Here is an 18,726-nt window from a genome sequence, read left to right as displayed (position 1 = left end):
CTGCCTGGCCAGCGCCCGCCTGGGCGGGCGTCCTGTCCAAGTATTTTTTCGGGAACGGGTTCATCATGGAACAAGATTTAACTGGCAGTTTGCAAGGTCGGGTGCTGCTCAAGGCAACTGGCGCACCCGTTGATGGCGCCACCATTGTGATCGTGCGCGGCGCAGGTCCTTTCCCCGACATGGCGCCGCTGACTGGCAGCGATGGCCATTTCTCGCTCGATGGCCTGGCTGCCGGGGAGTGGGTGCTGGGTGCTTACGGCGTCAGTGGCGAGCAGGGCCAGGGGCGCGCCAGCGTGCTGCCCGACTCGGTCGCCCAGATAGTTATCCAGGTCGCTTGAGCCGGACGGGTCGCGTTGTTGCTGCGCCACGCTGGCGCCAGCGCGGTACGCGTTTGCGCGCGTTGCCGCGTGCGCCACATGAAGCGGCGTTTATTGCGCTGTGTTGCGCAGAGTGTCCCGCGCGGTGTCGCGCCCCGCGTCGCTCTTGATAAAGGCGTCGATATCGTCGAGCGTGGGGGCCAGCACGCGCAGCGGCGCGGCCAGCGAGCCGACCAGCGTCACGTGATTGACACGGGCGTAATAAATTTCTTTCACGAACACATTGTTAGCGCGCAGCTTGTTCGCCAGCCCGCCCGTGTTGCGCACAGGATTGACCAGCGCATCGGTGCTGGCCGCGATCAGCAAGGCGCGCGGCGACTCCCCGCTGACATGGTTGATCGGCTGCGAATCCACGGGCGTATTTGGGAAATGAAACACGGGCCGCGTGCTCGTATTTTCAATCGGCAAAAAGTCATACGGTCCGGCCAGGCCGATCCAGCCGCGCAGTGCCGACGCCTTCATGCCATGCTTGGCAAGATAGCGCGGATCGAGCGCCACCATGGCCGCGTTGTACGCCCCGGCGCTGTGCCCCATCACGTACAGCCGCTTGGGGTCGCCGCCAAAGCCGGCGATTTCGCGCGCCGTCCATGCCACGGCTTGCGCCGAATCGTCGAGAAAGTCCGGATACTTCACTTCGGGATACAAACGATAATCGGGAATCACCACCACATAACCGCGCGAGGCCAGCGCGCGCCCCACGAACGCGAAGTCGTCGCGTTCCCCCTTGACCCAGTTGCCGCCCATGAAAAATACGACCACGGGTGCATTCGCAGCCGCTTTTTGCGGGGTGTAAATATCGAGCTTGTGGCGCGGATTGCTACCGTAAGGCACGGCCGCGCTGGTGCGCAAGGCACTGCCAGGCGACAAGGCATTGAGCGTACCCAGCGGCGAACAGGCGGCCAGGCCGCCAAGGATGGCAACGCCGGCCGCGACCGCGATCAAGGTTCTTTTGAGCAGCTTCATGTAATTCCCGTGCAAGATGTGTAGCGGATAATTATAGCGATGCACGGGAAACTCCAGAGCACGCCAGAGCCTGCTACTTGGGATGGCAATGCGAGCGGTATTGCACCGGGGTCATTCCCGTATGCGACTTAAACTGGCGGCTAAATGCACTGTGATCGGTATACCCGCACGCATAGGCGATGTCGGCAATGCTGTGGGTGCGGTCGGACTCGATCATGCCCATCGCCTCGCCCAGGCGCGGCTGCAGCAGCAGCTAGCGCGGCGGATAGTGAAACACGCGCTGGAACAGGCACTCCACGTGCGAGAGCGAGAGCCCTTCGGCGGCGGCCAGCGCTTCCATGCACACATTGGCGTGGTAGTTCTCGCCGATGTGCCGGGCAATGGCCGCGATCTTGCGGGACACCGGGTGCAGCTCGTCGGCCAGGCCCAGGTCCTGCGAGGTGCCCGCCAGGCCGACGATGGCGCCGCCCTCGTCGCGCAGCGGCACTTTGTGGGTGATGCACCAGCCGCCGCTGCGGGTGGGGTACAGGTGCAGTTCCAGATGCTTGCTGAGCGCCGCGCCGCTGTCGATCACGCGCCGGTCCTGCGCCATAGGGCGCTCAGGTGCATGGCAAAGATCCCGGATGAGTAACGAGTCCCCCCATGTTTCCAGTCACTGCGGGACGCTGGCCAGCGTCGCCGACGACGTCCTCAGTTAATCTGGCGTCCCGTCGTCGCGCCGTCCAACGTTGCTTTGTTCCGACTGGCGGCTAGCGGCATCTTGCGCGGCCGACTGTCGGTTGACCCGGTTCGACAGGCCGGTATCGTCATCCATATTTTCATCGGCGGCAAGCTTGCCGCTGCCGCTGCCGCTGCCGCCGGCGCCGGGGCCTTGAGGCAGGCCGCCTGCCATGGCATCCGATTTTGCCTGCGCCGGCTGCCCTTGCTGCTGGCTGCCGGTTTGCGAACCGGTGCGGTCAGTGCTTTGCTGGCCCATCTGGGAATCGATTTGCGAGCCGCCCTGATCTTGCTGCTGTTCGCCCTGCTGTTGCTGCTGCAAGTTCCCTTGTTGGGTGAGGTCTTTTTCTACCGTGCCACCACGCGATGACGAGACGGTTTTTTCATTCCCGCCGTTGTCCGTTTGATTGTTGCCCTGGCTGCGTTGATTCGAGTTCATGGTCTATTCCTCCAAAAGTGTGGTGTATCGGGTGCGTCGTCTGAGGCCGCATTAGCGCCGGGAATATGCATCATGCACGTGGCCTGGGGCTGCTTGTATCAGAGTAGGGAGCGTAGTGATGTAGGACGATATGCAGGCTTTTGCCACCAGAGGTTAGTTCGGTTTCCCAGGTCCATTTCTATCTGCTTCTTGTCCTACAAATCAGGCTAACCCAGTCCTATAGCAGCGCGCTGTCGTGCTGCCTAAGATGATCTGCCCGAGCGCTCATCGCCACCCTGCCGGATGGGCTCGGATAAACGATCCAAGGAGATGATCATGGCAACCAGCAAAGAGGGCAACAAGCAAGGTGGCAGCCGGGGCGCACAGGGCGGTTCCAGCAACCGCGGTTTTGCTTCGATGGACCCGCAACGCCAGCGCGAAATCGCCAGCGAAGGTGGCAAGGCAGCGCACGAGAAGGGGACTGCCCACGAATTCACGTCTGAAGAGGCGCGCCGCGCAGGCAGCATGAGCCACGGCAACCGGCAGGCGGCGCAGTCGGGTTCGGGCAGCGTTGACCGGCAGGAGCCGGGCAAGCAGAAAGGCAACAAGCAGGAAGGCAACAAGCAGGAAGGCAACAAGCAGGAAGGCAACAAGCAGGAAGGCAACAAGCAGGAAGGCAACAAGCAGGAAGGCAACAACCAGGGCGACAAAAAAAGCGCGGGCAGCAAACAGGAAGGTGGCGCCAGCAAGCCGCGCTAGCGACGGGCGCAAGCAAATTGCTCAGCACGCCCGTGATGCGGTAAAATTGTCGCGCGTTTTTAATCTCCCAGAGGTATGTCGTGGCAAAACAAGCGGTGATCCGTGAAGTAAAAAGCATGGCCCTGTCGTGCGACAAGGTCGGCAATGTGCTGTTGGTAAAGTTCTCCATGTTGAGCGGCGCCGACGCGTGCGTCCTGATGCCGGCGCACATTGTGTTCTGGCTGCTCGAACATATCCCGGTGAACCAGGATCCCAATTTGCCGGGCCCGGCGCCATACCCGCAGATTTATGGGGAAGACTGGGACGATCTGCGCACCCCGCGCGTACTGACGGTGCAATGCAAGCAGTTTGCCGACGCAATCCGCATGGAACTGGAGCTGGACCGCACGCCGCACCTGAACGTGCTGCTCAATCGTACGAATGTGGAATTGCTGCGTCAATTCCTCGAGAACTATCGCGGTAGCCTGATGGACCTGGGCGTCTTTTAAGCTTGGGGGCGGACGCTTTGTCCGTCCGCTGTGCTTCCCCGCACGGTTTGCCCGATCCGCTGGTTGCCCAACACGCTGGCCAAAAGCAGCGCCATGCCGAGCCACTGCAAAGGGCCGAGCTTGGCGTTGAACAGCAGCAGGTCGGTCGCCAGGGCAACCGCCGGATAAATGAACGACAGGCTGGCAATGGTTTCGGCGCGCAATCGCTGGAACGCCCCATACATCAGGTTGTAGACCAGCCCGGTATGCACCAGGCCCACCACCAGCAGGCTGCCCCAGGCTTGCGCTGAAAACTTCCCCACTTCAAAAGTTGCCATTGGCGCCAGCACGATCACGCCGATGACCAGTTGTAACCCTGCAATTTGCGCCGGCGGATACGCCTTCAGTTTGCGCGTGGCCAGCGTGGCAAGGGCGTACAGGAAGCCCGCCGCCAGGGCCAGCAAGACACCTTGCAGCAAGGCCGGTTGATGTGCGTTGACGTTGATGCCGCTGGTCAGCGCCACCCCCACGAACGCGAGCAGCAGGAAGGGCGCCTGCCGCCAGTCGGGCGCCTGGCGCTGCGCCAGCGCCGCCAGCAGCACCAGCATGAACGGTTGCACGTGATAGATCACGGTGGCAATAGAAATGCCGCATAGCGAAAACGCCGAAAACAGGCACAGCCAGTTGCCGATGATGGCTGCAGCGCCGGCGGCGATCCAGGCCCCGGCGCTGCGGTCGAGTTTGGTCCAGCCGCCGGTGTACCAGAGCCACCCCAGCAGCGCCACGGCCCCGATCAGGCAGCGAAACAGCACCACCGTCAGCGGCGACTGCCCGCTGAAGACGGCAAAGGCGCCGATCGTACCCGACAGGCCCATCGCACTGACCATCCTCCACACGCCGCCTGACTTGTCCATTGCATTATCCCCTTAGAAGCAGTCAGTATGCATTGCCATTACCGCAGTAACAATACGGGTAAAATGCAAAGCATTGTTGACCCTGCGGCAAAGGTGAAATCATGGAACTTCTCAAGGAAATGGCGATTTTTGCCCAGGTTGTCGATAGCGGGAGCTTTTCGGCAGCGGCGCGCCAGCTCGGCATCGCGACCTCCGCCGTCAGCCGCCACGTGTCGCGGCTCGAGGCGCATATGGGCGCCCGCTTGCTCCAGCGCACCACCCGCTCGCTGTCGCTGACCGAACTGGGCGCGCAGGTCCATGCCGGCTGCACGCGCATGCTGGCGTCAGCGCGTGAAGTTAATGCCCTGGCCGGCCGCTACAGCGCCCAGCCCACCGGCGTGATCCGCGTGACCGCGCCCATCGTATTCGGACAAATGTGGCTGGCGCCCCGTCTGCCGCTCTTTCTGGCCCGGTATCCCGACGTTGACGTCCATCTGACCCTGGTCGACCGTACCGTCGACTTGATCGAGGAGGGCGAAGACCTGGCCATCCGCATCGCGCGCGAACTGGCGCCGGGCCTGGCCGCGCGGCCATTGTGCGCGCTGACGTATGTACTGGTGGCTTCAAGCGGCTACCTCGACGCGCACGGCGTGCCCGCCACGCCGGCCGAGCTGGCCAATCACCGCTGCATCTGCCTGCGCCATGCGGAGCTGGGCGGCAGCTGGAGCATGCAGCGCGGCGCCGAGACCGCCAGCGTGGCGGTGCCAACGCGCGTGACCATCAACAACAGCGCGGCGGTGATGGCGGCGGTGGAGGCGGACGGCGGCATTGGCCTGGTCAGCGACTTTGCGGCGCGCGCCGCGCTGGCCGACGGCCGCGTGCGTCCCGTGCTGGCCGACTGGCAAGTGGGCGATCCGCACCGGCGCATGATTCACGCGGTGTATGTGCCGGGGCGCCATATTGCCCTCAAAATACGCGCGCTCATCGATTTCCTGGCAGCGTCAGCCGACGTTTAATCCGGTATCATGCCTTCATTGTGAAACCACTAACAAGAGAGCCTTCATGCCTATCAAAATCAGCCAGCAATTCGATTCCGGCGCCATCGAAGTGGTACAGGCCAACAATGCCCACCAGATCGACCTGAACTTGCGCGCCGATTCGCACGCAGACATCCACCAGTGGTTTCACTTCCGCCTGCAAGGCGCGCGTGACCAGGCTTGCACGATCCGCTTCTTGAATGCCGGCAAGGCTACCTATCCGGGCGGGTATCAAGGCTACCAGGTCGCCGCCAGCTACGACACCGAAAACTGGTTCCGCGTGCCCACCACCTTTGACGGCCAGGTGATGACGGTCACCCACACGCCCGAGCTCGACAGCGTCTACTACGCCTACTTCGAGCCGTACTCGTGGGAACGCCACCTGACGCTGCTGGGCGAAGTGGCCGACAATCCCATCGCGCGCGTGCACGACCTAGGCAGTTCGATCGAAGGTCGCGACATGAACCTGGTCGTCATTGGCAACCCTGCGGCCGAGAAAAAAATCTGGGTCATCGCGCGCCAGCACCCGGGCGAGACGATGGCTGAATGGTTCGTCGAAGGCATGATCGATGCGCTGCTCGATTCCGCCAACCCGATCGCGCGCAAGCTCTTGCAGCGCGCCGTGTTTTACATCGTGCCGAACATGAATCCCGACGGCGCGGTGCGCGGCAACCTGCGCACCAATGCGGCCGGCGCCAACCTCAACCGCGAATGGATGACGCCGTCGCTTGAACGCAGCCCCGAAGTACTGTGCGTCAAAAACAAGATTCATGAAGTCGGCTGCGACATGTTCTTTGACATTCATGGCGACGAAGCATTGCCTTACAACTTCGTCGCTGGCAACGAAATGCTGGCCGACTTCACGCCCGAGCGCGCCGCCAAGCAAAAAGCGTTCGTGGACCAGTACATGCTGTCGAGCCCGGACTTCCAGAACGTCCATGGTTATGCCGCCAGCAAGTACAACGAAGACATGCTCACGCTCGCCTCCAAGTACATCGGCCACACCTTCAAGTGTTTGTCGCTGACGCTGGAAATGCCGTTCAAGGACAATGCTGACTTGCCCGACGCCTACACCGGCTGGAATGGCCCGCGCAGTGCCGAGCTGGGCAAGGCAATCCTGCAGCCTATCCTCAGCTCGCTGGACTGACCGTGGGCGTCGAGATCGAGCGCAAGTTCCTGCTCACCGGCGACGCCTGGCGCGCGCTGGGCGAGCCGGTGCTGCTGCGCCAGGGCTATTTGTCGTCGGACCCGGAGCGCACCGTGCGCGTGCGCGTCGAAGGCGAACAAGGCACCATGACCATCAAGGGCTTGAGCACGGGCGTCACGCGGGGCGAATGGGAGTATCCGATTGCGCTCGCCGACGCCAACGAATTGCTCGAGCGCCTGTGCCACCAGCCCATCATCGAAAAATACCGGCGCCGGATTGCCTTTGCCGGCAACATCTGGGAAGTCGATGAGTTTTTGGGCGCCAACGCGGGCCTGGTGGTGGCCGAAATCGAACTGGCGACCGAAGACCAGCGCTTCGACAAGCCCGACTGGATCGGCGCGGAAGTCACGCACGACCGGCGCTATTTCAATTCCAGCCTGGTCAAGCTGCCGTATTCGGCCTGGACCGCATGAAATGAATTTCATCTACCTGTGGGAGGGGCCGGAGCCGCGCAGCGTGGACGAGGCAAGGAGCCTGATCGCTGCGGCGCCGGCCGCGCCCGTGGGTCAAAACCCGACGTTTCTTGTCCTGGCGGCGCGCCTGATGGAGCGCTTCCCGAACGACCTTTACGCGGCCGAGGCGGACGATGTCTGGATCGACGGCGTCGTTACCGGCGTGACTGATGCGCGCGTCTTCATCCTGGGCGTATCGCAGAACGAGCAAAAGGTCACCGACTTTGTGTTCGAGACCGCGCGCAGCCTCGGCCTGCACACCTACGACAAATTTTACCGGCGCGTGCGCACGGCCTCGGGCGCCGTTCTGCCGAGCGTTGCGCAGTATGACCTGGGTTACACCAGCTGGGTGACCAGGATGACCAAGGCCGACGCGCGCTACGCCGTCAACGCCGCCTTGCTCAATATCTTCGCGCCCCACGGCTTCGTGCGCGAGCAGGCCGGCGGCAACTGCGTGCGCTTGCTCGAAGGCGCTCGCCAGCGCGTGCATTTTGCGATCAACAGCCGCTTCGATGCCTGGGAATTCAGAATGTCCTTCCTGGTGCGCTACGACGCGCTCGAAGCGATCGTCGTGCCGCTGGTGGGCAAGCGGGACGATCCGGATGCCTTTGCCGCCAGCGCCACGTTCTCGGTGGCGCTCGATGCCTTTCCCGATGGCCGCAAGTCAGCCTTTGAAGTGGCCGACATCACGCAGGTTGACGCCGCCGTGCAGGCGCTGGCACCCTTGCTGCTTGGCCAGGTGCTGCCTTTTCTCGACCGCTGCCGCGACCTTGCTGGCTGCAACCGTGAATTATCGGAGGCGCCGACGCTGGTTCGCGTCTCGCCGGCAGCCCACTTGATTCTCGCCTTGCTGGAGCGCGATCCCGGTCTTGACGCGCTCATCGAGCGCCATAAGGGGGAGGTCGAGGTGATCGATTTTATCCGCCGCTACGATCATGCGGCGCCATCGCTGCTGGGATTGCAGTGGACCTGCCCCTATCTTCCATTTAACAAGAAGATCGGGCAAGCGGTCCGGCACCCTGAATTGGGGGACGCAGTCGTCGTCGGCATCAGGGGGCAGCGCGATGGCACCCGGGTGTATCTTGACTACGGGCGCGAGGGCCTGACGCAGCTTGATATTGCTTCTGCGAGCCTGGTGCAGGACATGGTGTAGCAACGCCGGGCGCTCGTCCTGCGCCATGCTTTTTCTTGAACGCGGCAAAGTCTGGAAGGTCGTCGGCCGGCCCGACTATCGGGAAACTTTTTAATGACGAGGATGCGAATTCGCCCGTCGGCAGCTCGGTAGCGACAACCAGCCATTGTTCGCCCACCTTCGGCAACAAAAGCTGCACGCAATCGGGGCCGCCAACGGCAAGAAAAACATCGTTGATGATCAGCGTTGCTGCGCGATGCTTGCCCCAGGTGCGCGTCACCTGGATGATCGTCAGCTCCGGGGTATAGGCGTTGGGCATGCCGGCGTTCACCGGCGCGCCTTTCCCAACGGCCAGCACCTTACCCAAAAACGCTTGCTCGTAGCGCTCCAGTTTGACATGCCCAGGGTCGGAAAACGGCCCTCGGCACGCCCACGCGCCTTCTGCCAGCAGCACCCAGGCAGTCAGCGCAAGGAGGAGGCGACAGGCGGTCATGCGAACGTTCATGGTTAAATTCCTAGTCAGGCAGACAGTGAGGTAGACCGGTTACTGCACGAGCACAACGGCGTTGTACAGCGCATGCACCAGCACTGGCGCAAGCAGGGCGCGCGTCTTGTCGTACACGTAGGCCGTGCACAGTCCGAGCACGAACACCGGCAGCACCGACGCCGCAGGATGGATGATGGAAAACAGCGCGCTGCTCATCAGCATGCTCGGCACCAGGCCCATCGAACGGCGCAAGCCTCCAAAGACCAGGCCGCGAAAAATGAATTCTTCGCACAGGGGCGCGGCCACCACGGCCAGCAGGAACAGCAAGTAGCCTTCTAGCTTGCCGGCCGCGCCAAAAGCGTCCGGGAACAGCTGCCAGCGTGCGATCAAGTGCAGGTAGCCCAGTGCGAAGGCGGCAGCCGCGGCGCCACCCCCCAAGGCCCACCCAAGCGCTGCGGCTGGTGGACCTGCCAGCATGGCAGGCACGCCGCCGGTTTTTCCCAGCCAGTAGACCAGCCTCATGGTGGCGTAGACCAGCACGCCGCTGGCGCTAAAAGCCACCACCAGCGCTTCGCCCGGCGGTACTTTTGCCAGTGCCGTGAACGCCAGCAGGATCGCGCCCTGCAAGACAAAAAACAGCATTGCCGCAATCAGGCCGTCGGCAGTCGATACGCGCGCCGGCGGCGCGACAGCCGGGTCGAGCAGGTAGGGCAGCTGGTCGCGGGCCTTTTGCCACAAGGCGGCGGCGAGCGAGGCCATCAGCACCAGGAGCACCAGCTTGTGGGACCAGAGGTCGGCACTGACCGCATATATGTACAGGCCGGAGAGCATCATGTACAGATAGCTGTAGCTTGGCTTGATCTTGTTGCGCGCGTCTTCTGCCAGCGGATCGCAGGCAAACACGCCAAGCGCGACCGCGATCACCGCAAAGATCGGCACGCCGGCCAGCACCATCGCAAAGCGGCTCAGCGTGGCCGCCGCCATGCCGGGCGCAAACCACAGCGCCGCGCCCAGGATGAGCAGCGGATAGACCAGTGCCAGCGCGGCCCAGAATTGCGCCTTTTCCTTGAGCACGCTTTCCAGCGAACGGGGAAAGGTGTACAGCATCCACAGCGATTGGCCCTCGTTGTTCAAGGTCTGGAAGGCTGACAGCAACAGCATGTACGAACCGATGCCAAAGGCCATGCCCGCCATGAACTTGGGACTGCTGGCGATCTCGGCCAGCGCATCGGGCGAGCCGGTCAACAGCAGCTGGCTGCCGACGATGATCAGCGGCAGCAGCAGGCTCTGGATCAGGAAGTTGCGGTCGCGGCTAAGCAGGCGCAGTTCGCGCCGCTTGATGGGCGAGGCGGGCAGCAGGCGCGCAAACCGGCCGGCGGGCGCAGTGCGCGGCGTGCTGCGGGCGCTTTCGCGGGCGCCGGCCGCCACCACGCCGTGGCGGAGCTGGTAGCGCAGCAGATGCATGCCGGCCCACAGCGGCGCCGCCAGCTCAAGCAGCAACAAGGCGAGCAGGGCGAGCGCTTCGCTTGGCGTGGCGGCGTCGATGGTGCGCAGCAGCAGTCCGGGCGGCGTCCACAGCATCCATGGCGGCGCGCTGCGTGCGATGGCGAGGATGGGTGAGCCGGCATGCATGGTGCCGAAGGCGTAGGCCAGGTACATGAACGGCAAGCCCACGACTGCCATCACGGCCTGCACATTGCGCAGCTGCGAGGGCGCGAGCGACATGCGCAGGCCGGTGTCGGCCAGCGTGCGCAGCATGGCCGCCAGCGGCAGCAGCAGCAGGGCGCCAGCGGCGCCGATCCATGCTGCGCTCCAGCGAAAGCCCGCATACCAGGCCAGCATCGTGCAGCACGGCGCGAGCAGGATCCAGCCGGTCGGGTTGACCAGCGTGCGTTCGAACACGCGAGCGCGCAGCAGCGTGGCGCGGCGCGCTGGCAGCGTGACCAGCCATTCGAGGTCCCAGTCGGCAGCGGCAATCGCCCGGCTGCTCAGGGGCAGCATCACGCTCACCAGGAACAGCAGCGAGAGCTGCAGCGTCAGTGCCGCCCGGACTGGTGGCGCGAGCGGCCCGGCATGCAGCTCGTCGGCCGCCGCATCGAGGTTCACGCGCGCGGGCTCGCCGTTGTGCCGCACCTGCAGGCAGGCGCTCGCGGGCGCCAAAAAGCACTGCATGTTCAGCATCGACTGGCGCGACACGTTCAGCACCGACAGCAGCATCGCCATGGCAAGCAATGCCGAGAGCACCCAGCCGATGCGCTGCTTGGCAGGCGTGGCGGGACGGCTACCCGGTTTTTTTGGGCCGAACCGAAAGCGCGTCACCATGTTTGCCAGGCGCTGCAGGCGCAGGCGCGCGATGAGCCAGATGGCGCGTGCGGGCGTGGTTGCGCGCCGCGCCGTCATTTAGCCGGCTCGCCGCTGTCGTCAGTAATCTTGAGAAAAAGTTCTTCCAGCGAGCCGCCAGCCGAGACGCTGGCCCGGATGTCGTCAAGCGTGCCGGTAGCCACCAGCGCGCCGTGGTGGATGATGGCGACCCGGTCGCACAGCTTTTCGGCCATGTCGAGCAAGTGGGTCGACACAAAAATGGTGGTGCCTTGCGCGGCCGCTGCCAGCAGGCGCTCTTGCACGTCGCGCGAGGCGCGCGGGTCGAGCCCGTTGATGGGCTCGTCGAGGATCAGCACGGCGGGATCATGGATCAGCGCGCAGGCCAGAGCGAGCTTTTTCTTCATACCCATGGAATAGTTGACGGCAAATTCTTCGGTCACGTCCATCAGACCGAGTTCCTTGAGCAACCGCGCGGCACGCTCTTGCGCCTGGCCTCTTGGAAAGCCGTGCATCTCGGCGACGAACTGCAGGATTTCGCGACCGCGCAGGAAGTCGTAAAAAATCGGATTGTCGGGCAGGTAGCCGACCCGGCGTTTGACGTCGGTGGCGTCCTTGTGGCAGTCGAAGCCATCGATCAGCACGCGCCCGGCGCTCGGGGCGAGGATGCCCATCATCATGCGGATGGTGGTGGTCTTGCCGGCGCCGTTCGGGCCAAGGAAGCCGAACACCTCGCCGGGCCGGACGGTGAGCGAGAGCGGCTTGACGGCGGCAAAGGCGCCGTAGGTTTTGGTAAGGGCGTCGAATTGAATCATGATGCATTTTGCGTTTGTTTGCGCAGATCATAGCACCGGTGGGAGCGGGGCCGTTGGCGGCGCTTGGCGGAATGGCGCGCTGCGCGCTTTTCCGCCCTACGTTCCACGCGATACCCGGCAAGCGCTACGTAGGGCGTAAAAGCGTAGCGCATTACGCCATGAAGTGCCACGAAAAAAAACCCGGAGGCCCCGGGTTTTTTGAATCGATCAGTGGAAGTGCTCACTGCCCGCCGGCGCATCGTCGGGCATTTCGGCATGCACCAGCTCACCGACCGGATCCGCAAACAGCGGCCCGCCGCAATCGTCGCAATACTCGGCGATATAGCGTTCGCTGTGGCGCTTGACGTGCGTGACGCCCGCGTCATTGAGGTGGGCGAGGATTTCGTCGAGCGGCGCCTTTTGGTCTTCCAGGCCGCCGATGCCGGCGCTGATCAAGCCTTCAATTGGCGTGCCGTCTTCGTCTTCCTGGCCATACAGCGGCCACACGATGCCGTAGATGACATCCGTCGCCTGGCGCATGGTAAAACCGACGCGGTATTCGTCGATCTGGCCTTCGGCCGACTCTTCGCCAAAGCCGGCGACGACGGCGCGCAGGTCGGACGGTTCAACGCCGAGCGTATTGGTCAGGTAGTGAATCGCAGCGCGGATCGAGACCGGGCGGATCAGTTTGTCGGCTTCGCGGCAGGCCACGTAATACGCTTCGGGCAGCAGCAGTTCGATCCCGCAGCCAGGCAAGAGCCGCGTGACGGTGTCGGTGGCCTGGGTGCGCCACTGCTCGAGCGCGTTGGCGCGTTCGATGGTGAAATTCATCTGGTGCTGTGGCGCCTGCCAGCGAAACAGCGGCGCGCCCAGCGGCGCCACGACGGCGATCAAGAGGTAGCGCGTGTCGGCCAAAAAGGGCGCGGTTTCAGCCGGCTTGGCGATGGGTTTGATGGCAGTGCCCTTATAGGCGGCCTGCGCCAGCTTGTGGGTGGCGGCGTAGGTTTCGGCGTGGGTGCGCGGCAGCTGGTCGATTGCGAACAGGGTAGGGGCCATTGACATGCGCACGCCATCGGCCAGCAGGTGGGCGCCGAAATGGGCCGACAGCGTGGACAGGATGTCGGCCGGGATAGTGCCCGAGGCGATCGAAAAGCGCGTCCATGCGAGGATGGGCGCGGCCACCAACAGCGCTTGGTAGGTGGTTTCGACGCCTTCGTGCTGGTCGACCATGACGGACGATTCGCTGACCGCTTCGACGCCTTCCATCAGCGTGTCGTAGGCGTTCAGGTCTTCCTTGAACAGTACGTTGAGGGTGGTGTCGACGGTGTCCTGATGGCCGGTCTTGAGCAGCTTTTGAAGTTGCGTATCCAACTGGCGTTCCAGGGCCCGCTCTTCGATGCGGCTGGCAGCCTGCACGATTGCCTGGCTGATGCTGACCAGCCGCTGGCTTTCGGCCGACAGTTTATGAGAAGAATCTTTGGATGGACGACGCATGGCGAATAAGGATCTTTTTTAAGTGGATGGACTGAGCTGGTGTTTCGAACAATGATAAACCCTTAACGGCCCTATTGTAGTGCATTCCGAATAGGAGGATGAAGACAGCGCAAGAAGAGGGGAAATCGGGTTGGCCAGATGATAAGAGCGCCTGTGTGCATACACATCGCGGGCGCAAAAAATACGCCGGGCGAACCCGGCGTTTCTGTGAACGGCTGCGCTAGCGACGCCATGCGGCGAGCAAAATTAGACGCTCATGCCGCCGCCTCTTCATGAACAGTGATCAGCGTTTTGCCGGCGAACGCGTTCATCAGTTTGGCACTGCCATCAGCGCCGACCTTGGCACGTAAAGTAATTTTCTTCACTCCTTCAAGCACGTCCGCGCCCCGATCATCTTCAATCAGAATGTCGACCATCTCGCCTGGTGCATAGTTTTCCGTCTTCACATGCAAATTCAGGTCTACGTAGAAGCGCGAAACACCGCTGACCGGGGTTTCCTCAGCGCCGTAAGACCATGAAACAGCCGTGACTTTTTTCTGCTTGTCGTCATCTTTTTTCGCTTTTGGGGAAGGCGCGCTCACTGCGGCGGCAACCGCTGCAACTGCTGCGGCATCCGCCAGGGCGGCTGTAGCTGCAGCAGATTTTGCGGCAGCCGCGCCGGCGGATGATCCACCGCCCGTGTCGACGATATCGGTAAACTGGGTGGCGACGAGCGTGGCGCCACAGGATGTCTTCATCCCCGCGAGCGCCACACCCTTGCCGTAGAACGTGGTCGTCAAGACTCCCTCGATGATCGGGAAAGTTCCCTTGCATTTTGGGCAGGACACTTTATGGCCTATGTAGGCAATCGGCTTGCCGTGGCAGATGTCCGTCATCGAACCCTCCAGCACCTTGCCGCCGTGATCGGTAGGATCGCCTTGCCGAATGATTTCACCAGCCATAGATTCTTTCTGAGTCGCACATTGTCTTTACGCTTTCTTGGAAATCTAGTCCCCAGCCAGCCCATCCGGCGGCCGGCACGGCTGATCTTTCGGATAGCCACCGACGCCTTCTACTGTGCTGCAACTGGGGAGTTTGGGTAGCGAAACACGTTTCAAAATCTCGTGTTTCTTGTTAATTACAAAACCCTCGCCGCCATAGTACGCTTCCCTATTGCACTCTATGCAGTCCGGTCTGCAGTTTTTGCAAACGAATGCCTTTTGCTGGTGAAACGAACCACAGCGGTTATAGATGGGAGGAATGATGATCTTGAAGTCGGACAGCCGAAAAAAGCCGCAGTTGTACTGATCAAATTTGCTTGTTGATTTTTTTGCCGGGACCGAAAAGGTCGCAATGCCGCCTTCTGCGTCCCGATAATCGTAATTGCCAGATTCGATGCCAGGAACGACCACGATCCCCTTTCGGTTGACCGCTACCGTTTCGTACGGTTCGAGATGGACGACAGCAAAGCCGTTCCGCTGAAATTTTACGCGGCCCAGATATTCCGGCTTGATGCGTCTTTCCTCTGCCTTGTGTTCGAAACAGGCTGCGGTCCATTCGCCTTTGGGACAGGTCACTTTGTTGTTGGACGCGTTCGCAGCAGTCCCGCTGGCCAAACAAGCCAGGGTCAGCAGAATACCGATACAAAAAGCTCTCATTTCAGCTCCCAGAACCCAATATGGGTCACATACTCGATTGGTCCAAGGCCAAGGTCTCCCATATAGGTGAACCAGAAATAGTAGTGCATGTTGCTAGGATCCCCATGGGTTGTGGCAAAAGCAAGCTCCTTTTTTTTGCCATCCCACATCGTGAAATGGTCGGAGGCGAGCTCCCAGCCCGCAACCTTGAACACGATGATTCCGCTTTTTCCTGCTAACTGTGTGTTTATGAATTGTTGACCCTTTGCCTTGCGCGCGGCGCAAACCTCAAGAAATTTTGGATGCCACTCCGTCGCTTCCTTCGGGATCGGATCGAACTTCAGCTCGGCATCGAATCCCTTAAAACGTTTTACGAGTTCATCCCGCAATTCATTCAATCGGATCCAATACCACTTGCCATCAGCGCCACGCATGCTGGAATCTTGGTCGGCGGTTTTAGATAGGGCAAATCCACTTTTCAAGAGTGCATACGACATTCGGGTCGCGCAGGTGTTCTGCAGGTATTTTGTTTTCTCCTGACCGATAAACTCACCCTTGATCTTGCCGTTGTAGAGGAAATCGCGCGAAACATTAGTTGCAGGATAGTGCAACTGCATGTCAGCCAAAGAGGGCCGGTTCGGTTTGACTGAGGCAGAAACGGTGCCGGCGGTTGCAGTGATTGCCAAGAGGAGAGCCTTTTCGATTAGGACATTGCGGTCAGCGACACCGGGCGCGGAAGCAAGTTCTTCAGTCACCGAACGTCGAAGTGAGTCAATTTTATCATTGAAACAATAATAATATAAATATAACTATACTGCCAAAAAAAACGCCGGGAAAACCCGGCGTTTTTTGCGCTGATGAAGTCTGGTTTATGCGGCCAGCAGTTGGCGCAGCACGAACGGCAGAATGCCGCCATGCTTGTAGTAATCGACCTCAATCGGGGTGTCAATACGCAGCAAGACTTTGACATCCTGCACGTCGCCGTTGGCGCGCTTGATCACCAGCGTTGCCAATTGCTGCGGCTTGATCTCGCCTTCCAGGCCCTTCAAGTCGAACGTTTCGTCACCGGTGATGCCCAGCGTGACCACACTGTCGTCGCCGATGAATTGCAGCGGCAGCACGCCCATGCCCACCAAATTGGAACGGTGGATACGCTCGAACGAACGCACGATAACCGCCTTCACGCCCAGCAGGTGGGTGCCCTTGGCCGCCCAGTCGCGCGACGAGCCGGTGCCGTACTCTTCGCCGCCGAACACCATCGTCGGTACGCCGTCGCCGACATACTTCATGGCCGCGTCGTAGATCGACATCTGTTCGCCGCTCGGCTGGTGAATCGTGATGCCGCCCTCTACTGCGGAGCCGTCGGCCTTGGCCGGGATCATGCGGTTCTTGATGCGCACATTGGCGAAGGTGCCGCGCATCATGATCTCGTGATTGCCGCGGCGCGAGCCGTACGAGTTGAAGTCCGCTTTCATGACGCCGTTGGCCAGCAGCCACTTGCCCGCCGGGCCGTTTTCCTGGATCGAACCGGCTGGCGAAATATGGTCGGTGGTGATCGAGTCGCCAAACACGCCCAGCGCGCGGGCATCCGAAATACCGGTCGCAGCCGCTTTCGGGATCATCTCGAAATTGTCAAAAAACGGCGGCTCGGCGATGTAGGTCGACTTCGGCCAGTTGTAGACCTGGCCTTCGGTGGTCGTGACGTTTTCCCACAGCTTGCCCGGCGCGCCCTTGACGTCGGCATAATTTGCCTTGAACACTTCCGAGTTCATCGCGAACTTCATCAGCTTGCCGATTTCTTTCGAGGTTGGCCAGATGTCGCCCAAATACACGTCCTTGCCGTTGGTGCCCTTGCCAACCGGCTGGGTCATCAGGTCAACCGTCATGTTGCCGGCAATCGCGTAAGCGACTACCAGCGGCGGCGAGGCCAGGAAGTTGGAACGGATGTTCGGGTGGATCCGCGCTTCAAAGTTGCGGTTGCCCGACAGTACGGCCGAAGCGACGATGTCGTTCTCGGCAATGGCTGCGTTCAGTTCAGGCGTCAGGTCGCCGGCGTTGCCGATGCAGGTCGTGCAGCCGTACGCGGTCAGGCCGAAGCCGAGCTGCTCCAGGTACGGCATGAGGCCGGCTGCGGTCAAGTATTCGGTGACCACGCGCGAGCCGGGGGCCAGCGACGTCTTGATGTGTGGTGCGACCGTCAGGCCCGCTTCGACAGCCTTCTTGGCCAACAGGCCGGCCGCCAGCAGCACGCTCGGGTTCGAGGTGTTGGTGCACGAGGTGATCGCGGCAATCAGCACGTCGCCATTCTTGACGTTGACGCCGTTGGTGGTCTCGTAGTGGTTGGTCAGGTCGGCCGGGTTCTTGTTGAAACCGTTTTCCGTGGTTGGCTTCGAGAATAGTTCAATGAAGTTGTTGCGCACGTTGCCGATTTCGATACGGTCCTGCGGACGCTTCGGGCCTGCCAGCGATGGCGTGACGGTCGACAGGTCGAGCGAGACTTCGCGCGTGTAGTCGATGTCGCCCGCGCGTGGCACGCCGTACATGCCCTGCGCCTTGAAATAGCTCTTGAAGGCGGTGATTTCTTTGTCGGTGCGGCCGGTGCCTTCGAAGTATTCGATGGTGGCGTCGTCGACCGGGAAAAAGCCCATCGTCGCGCCGTATTCCGGGGCCATGTTGGCAATGGTGGCGCGGTCGGTCAGCGACAGCGTTTCGGTGCCGGCGCCGAAGAATTCGACGAATTTGCCGACAACTTTTTCCTTGCGCAGCATTTCGGTGATGGTCAGCACCAGGTCGGTCGCGGTGCAGCCTTCGCGCAGCGCGCCGGTCAGGTTCACGCCAATCACGTCAGGGGTCAGGAAATAAACCGGCTGGCCCAGCATGCCCGCTTCTGCTTCGATGCCGCCCACGCCCCAGCCAACCACGCCGATGCCGTTGATCATGGTGGTGTGCGAGTCGGTGCCGACCAGGGTGTCAGGGAAGTAAGTGTCGCCCGCTTTGTGCACGCCGCGCGCCAGGTACTCGAGGTTGACCTGGTGGACGATGCCGAAACCCGGCGGCACGACGCCGAAGGTATCGAACGCTTGCATGCCCCACTTCATGAACTGGTAGCGCTCGTTGTTGCGCGAGAATTCCAGCTTCATGTTCAGGTCGAGCGCGTTTTTCTCGCGGTAATGGTCGATCGTGACGGAGTGGTCGACCACGAGGTCCACCGGCACCAGGGGCTCGATGTTCTTCGGGTTCAAGCCCATTTTGCTTGCCACGTTACGCATGGCAGCCAGGTCGGCCAGCAGCGGCACGCCGGTGAAGTCCTGCAGCACAACGCGCGCCACGACGAAAGGAATCTCGTCGGTGCGATCGCCATTCGGCGCCCAGTTTGCCAGCTGCTTGATGTGTTCTTCGGTCACCTTCTTGCCGTCGCAATTGCGCAGCACGGATTCGAGAACGATACGGATCGACACCGGCAGGCGCGAGATGTTCACGCCCAGGGCTTTCTCGAGTGCTGGCAGCGAGTAGAACTTGCCTTTTTGGCCGGCTGACAGTTTGAAATCCTTGAGCGTGTTCAGAGTGTTGCGGGACATGACCTCTCCTTCAGTG

General features: G+C 61.7%; 20 protein-coding genes. 7 read left to right on the top strand and 13 right to left on the bottom strand.

What is annotated here, in order from left to right:
* The first annotated feature begins 65 nt into the window (after positions 1-65).
* Entirely contained in the window at positions 66-338 is a 273-nt protein-coding gene (locus ACP7D4_RS12810) for a carboxypeptidase-like regulatory domain-containing protein (RefSeq protein ID WP_426107726.1), read from the top strand.
* A gap of 90 nt (positions 339-428) precedes the next feature.
* On the opposite strand, the gene ACP7D4_RS12805 is transcribed toward ACP7D4_RS12810, so the two are convergent.
* The 4 genes from ACP7D4_RS12805 to ACP7D4_RS12790 form a co-directional block, all read right to left on the bottom strand.
* Positions 429-1,385 (bottom strand): alpha/beta hydrolase, encoded by a 957-nt coding sequence (locus tag ACP7D4_RS12805; RefSeq protein ID WP_426209415.1) that lies wholly within the window; start codon positions 1,383-1,385, stop codon positions 429-431.
* Positions 1,386-1,413: 28 nt separating this feature from the next.
* Positions 1,414-1,575: a helix-turn-helix domain-containing protein gene (locus tag ACP7D4_RS12800; RefSeq protein ID WP_426209439.1), complete on the bottom strand. Its 162-nt coding sequence runs from the start codon at positions 1,573-1,575 to the stop codon at positions 1,414-1,416.
* A gap of 18 nt (positions 1,576-1,593) precedes the next feature.
* Entirely contained in the window at positions 1,594-1,965 is a 372-nt protein-coding gene (locus tag ACP7D4_RS12795; protein WP_426209437.1) for a PAS domain-containing protein, read from the bottom strand.
* Positions 1,966-2,034: 69 nt separating this feature from the next.
* On the bottom strand, positions 2,035-2,496 hold the full coding sequence (locus ACP7D4_RS12790) for a hypothetical protein (protein ID WP_426209414.1): 462 nt from the start codon (positions 2,494-2,496) through the stop codon (positions 2,035-2,037).
* A gap of 315 nt (positions 2,497-2,811) precedes the next feature.
* Here ACP7D4_RS12790 and ACP7D4_RS12785 point away from each other — a divergent pair, with 315 nt between their 5' ends.
* A complete protein-coding gene (locus ACP7D4_RS12785) occupies positions 2,812-3,234 on the top strand; it encodes a KGG domain-containing protein (protein WP_426209412.1) in 423 nt (140 codons plus the stop codon).
* An 80-nt stretch (positions 3,235-3,314) separates the two neighbouring features.
* On the top strand, positions 3,315-3,722 hold the full coding sequence (locus ACP7D4_RS12780; RefSeq protein ID WP_426107730.1) for a hypothetical protein: 408 nt from the start codon (positions 3,315-3,317) through the stop codon (positions 3,720-3,722).
* Here ACP7D4_RS12780 and ACP7D4_RS12775 read toward each other — a convergent pair.
* Entirely contained in the window at positions 3,719-4,615 is an 897-nt protein-coding gene (locus ACP7D4_RS12775; RefSeq protein WP_426209410.1) for a DMT family transporter, read from the bottom strand. The genes ACP7D4_RS12780 and ACP7D4_RS12775 overlap by 4 nt on opposite strands.
* Positions 4,616-4,716: 101 nt before the next feature.
* Here ACP7D4_RS12775 and ACP7D4_RS12770 point away from each other — a divergent pair, with 101 nt between their 5' ends.
* From ACP7D4_RS12770 to ACP7D4_RS12755, 4 genes are read left to right on the top strand one after another with little or no spacing between them, the layout of a single operon-like run.
* Complete coding sequence (locus ACP7D4_RS12770; RefSeq protein WP_426209409.1) at positions 4,717-5,610, top strand: LysR family transcriptional regulator; 894 nt, start codon at positions 4,717-4,719, stop codon at positions 5,608-5,610.
* 46 nt (positions 5,611-5,656) lie between these two features.
* Positions 5,657-6,778 carry a M14 family metallopeptidase gene (locus ACP7D4_RS12765; protein WP_426102358.1) on the top strand — a complete coding sequence of 374 codons (1,122 nt, stop codon included), beginning with the start codon at positions 5,657-5,659 and terminating at the stop codon, positions 6,776-6,778.
* Positions 6,779-6,780: 2 nt separating this feature from the next.
* Positions 6,781-7,251: a CYTH domain-containing protein gene (locus ACP7D4_RS12760; RefSeq protein WP_426209407.1), complete on the top strand. Its 471-nt coding sequence runs from the start codon at positions 6,781-6,783 to the stop codon at positions 7,249-7,251.
* Position 7,252: 1 nt separating this feature from the next.
* The gene (locus ACP7D4_RS12755; protein WP_426209406.1) at positions 7,253-8,443 is read left to right on the top strand and encodes a hypothetical protein; all 1,191 of its coding nucleotides are present in this window, start codon (positions 7,253-7,255) and stop codon (positions 8,441-8,443) included.
* Here ACP7D4_RS12755 and ACP7D4_RS12750 read toward each other — a convergent pair.
* The 8 genes from ACP7D4_RS12750 to acnA all read right to left on the bottom strand — a co-directional run bounded on the left by ACP7D4_RS12750 (position 8,340) and on the right by acnA (position 18,710).
* Positions 8,340-8,927 (bottom strand): hypothetical protein, encoded by a 588-nt coding sequence (locus ACP7D4_RS12750; protein WP_426102364.1) that lies wholly within the window; start codon positions 8,925-8,927, stop codon positions 8,340-8,342. The two genes, ACP7D4_RS12755 and ACP7D4_RS12750, sit on opposite strands and share 104 nt — an antisense overlap.
* A gap of 39 nt (positions 8,928-8,966) precedes the next feature.
* Entirely contained in the window at positions 8,967-11,309 is a 2,343-nt protein-coding gene (locus ACP7D4_RS12745; RefSeq protein ID WP_426209404.1) for a CPBP family intramembrane glutamic endopeptidase, read from the bottom strand.
* Positions 11,306-12,043 carry an ABC transporter ATP-binding protein gene (locus tag ACP7D4_RS12740; protein WP_426102368.1) on the bottom strand — a complete coding sequence of 246 codons (738 nt, stop codon included), beginning with the start codon at positions 12,041-12,043 and terminating at the stop codon, positions 11,306-11,308. Before ACP7D4_RS12740 ends, ACP7D4_RS12745 begins: the two co-directional genes overlap by 4 nt.
* A 207-nt stretch (positions 12,044-12,250) precedes the next feature.
* Positions 12,251-13,516, bottom strand: coding sequence for a DUF2863 family protein (locus tag ACP7D4_RS12735; protein WP_426102370.1), 1,266 nt, complete (start codon positions 13,514-13,516; stop codon positions 12,251-12,253).
* Positions 13,517-13,770: 254 nt separating this feature from the next.
* A complete protein-coding gene (locus ACP7D4_RS12730; protein ID WP_426102372.1) occupies positions 13,771-14,457 on the bottom strand; it encodes a PAAR domain-containing protein in 687 nt (228 codons plus the stop codon).
* 45 nt (positions 14,458-14,502) lie between these two features.
* A complete protein-coding gene (locus ACP7D4_RS12725; RefSeq protein ID WP_426209402.1) occupies positions 14,503-15,153 on the bottom strand; it encodes a WG repeat-containing protein in 651 nt (216 codons plus the stop codon).
* Positions 15,150-15,887, bottom strand: coding sequence for a T6SS effector amidase Tae4 family protein (locus ACP7D4_RS12720; protein ID WP_426209400.1), 738 nt, complete (start codon positions 15,885-15,887; stop codon positions 15,150-15,152). Before ACP7D4_RS12720 ends, ACP7D4_RS12725 begins: the two co-directional genes overlap by 4 nt.
* A 114-nt stretch (positions 15,888-16,001) precedes the next feature.
* Positions 16,002-18,710, bottom strand: a complete 2,709-nt coding sequence (acnA, locus tag ACP7D4_RS12715) for an aconitate hydratase AcnA (protein ID WP_426102378.1) — start codon at positions 18,708-18,710, stop codon at positions 16,002-16,004.
* Positions 18,711-18,726 lie beyond the last annotated feature (16 nt).

The sequence above is a fragment of the Massilia sp. TWP1-3-3 genome, assembly GCF_049897805.1.
Lineage (GTDB): Bacteria > Pseudomonadota > Gammaproteobacteria > Burkholderiales > Burkholderiaceae_D > Telluria_A.
This window is presented reverse-complemented; position numbering and strand designations above follow the sequence as displayed.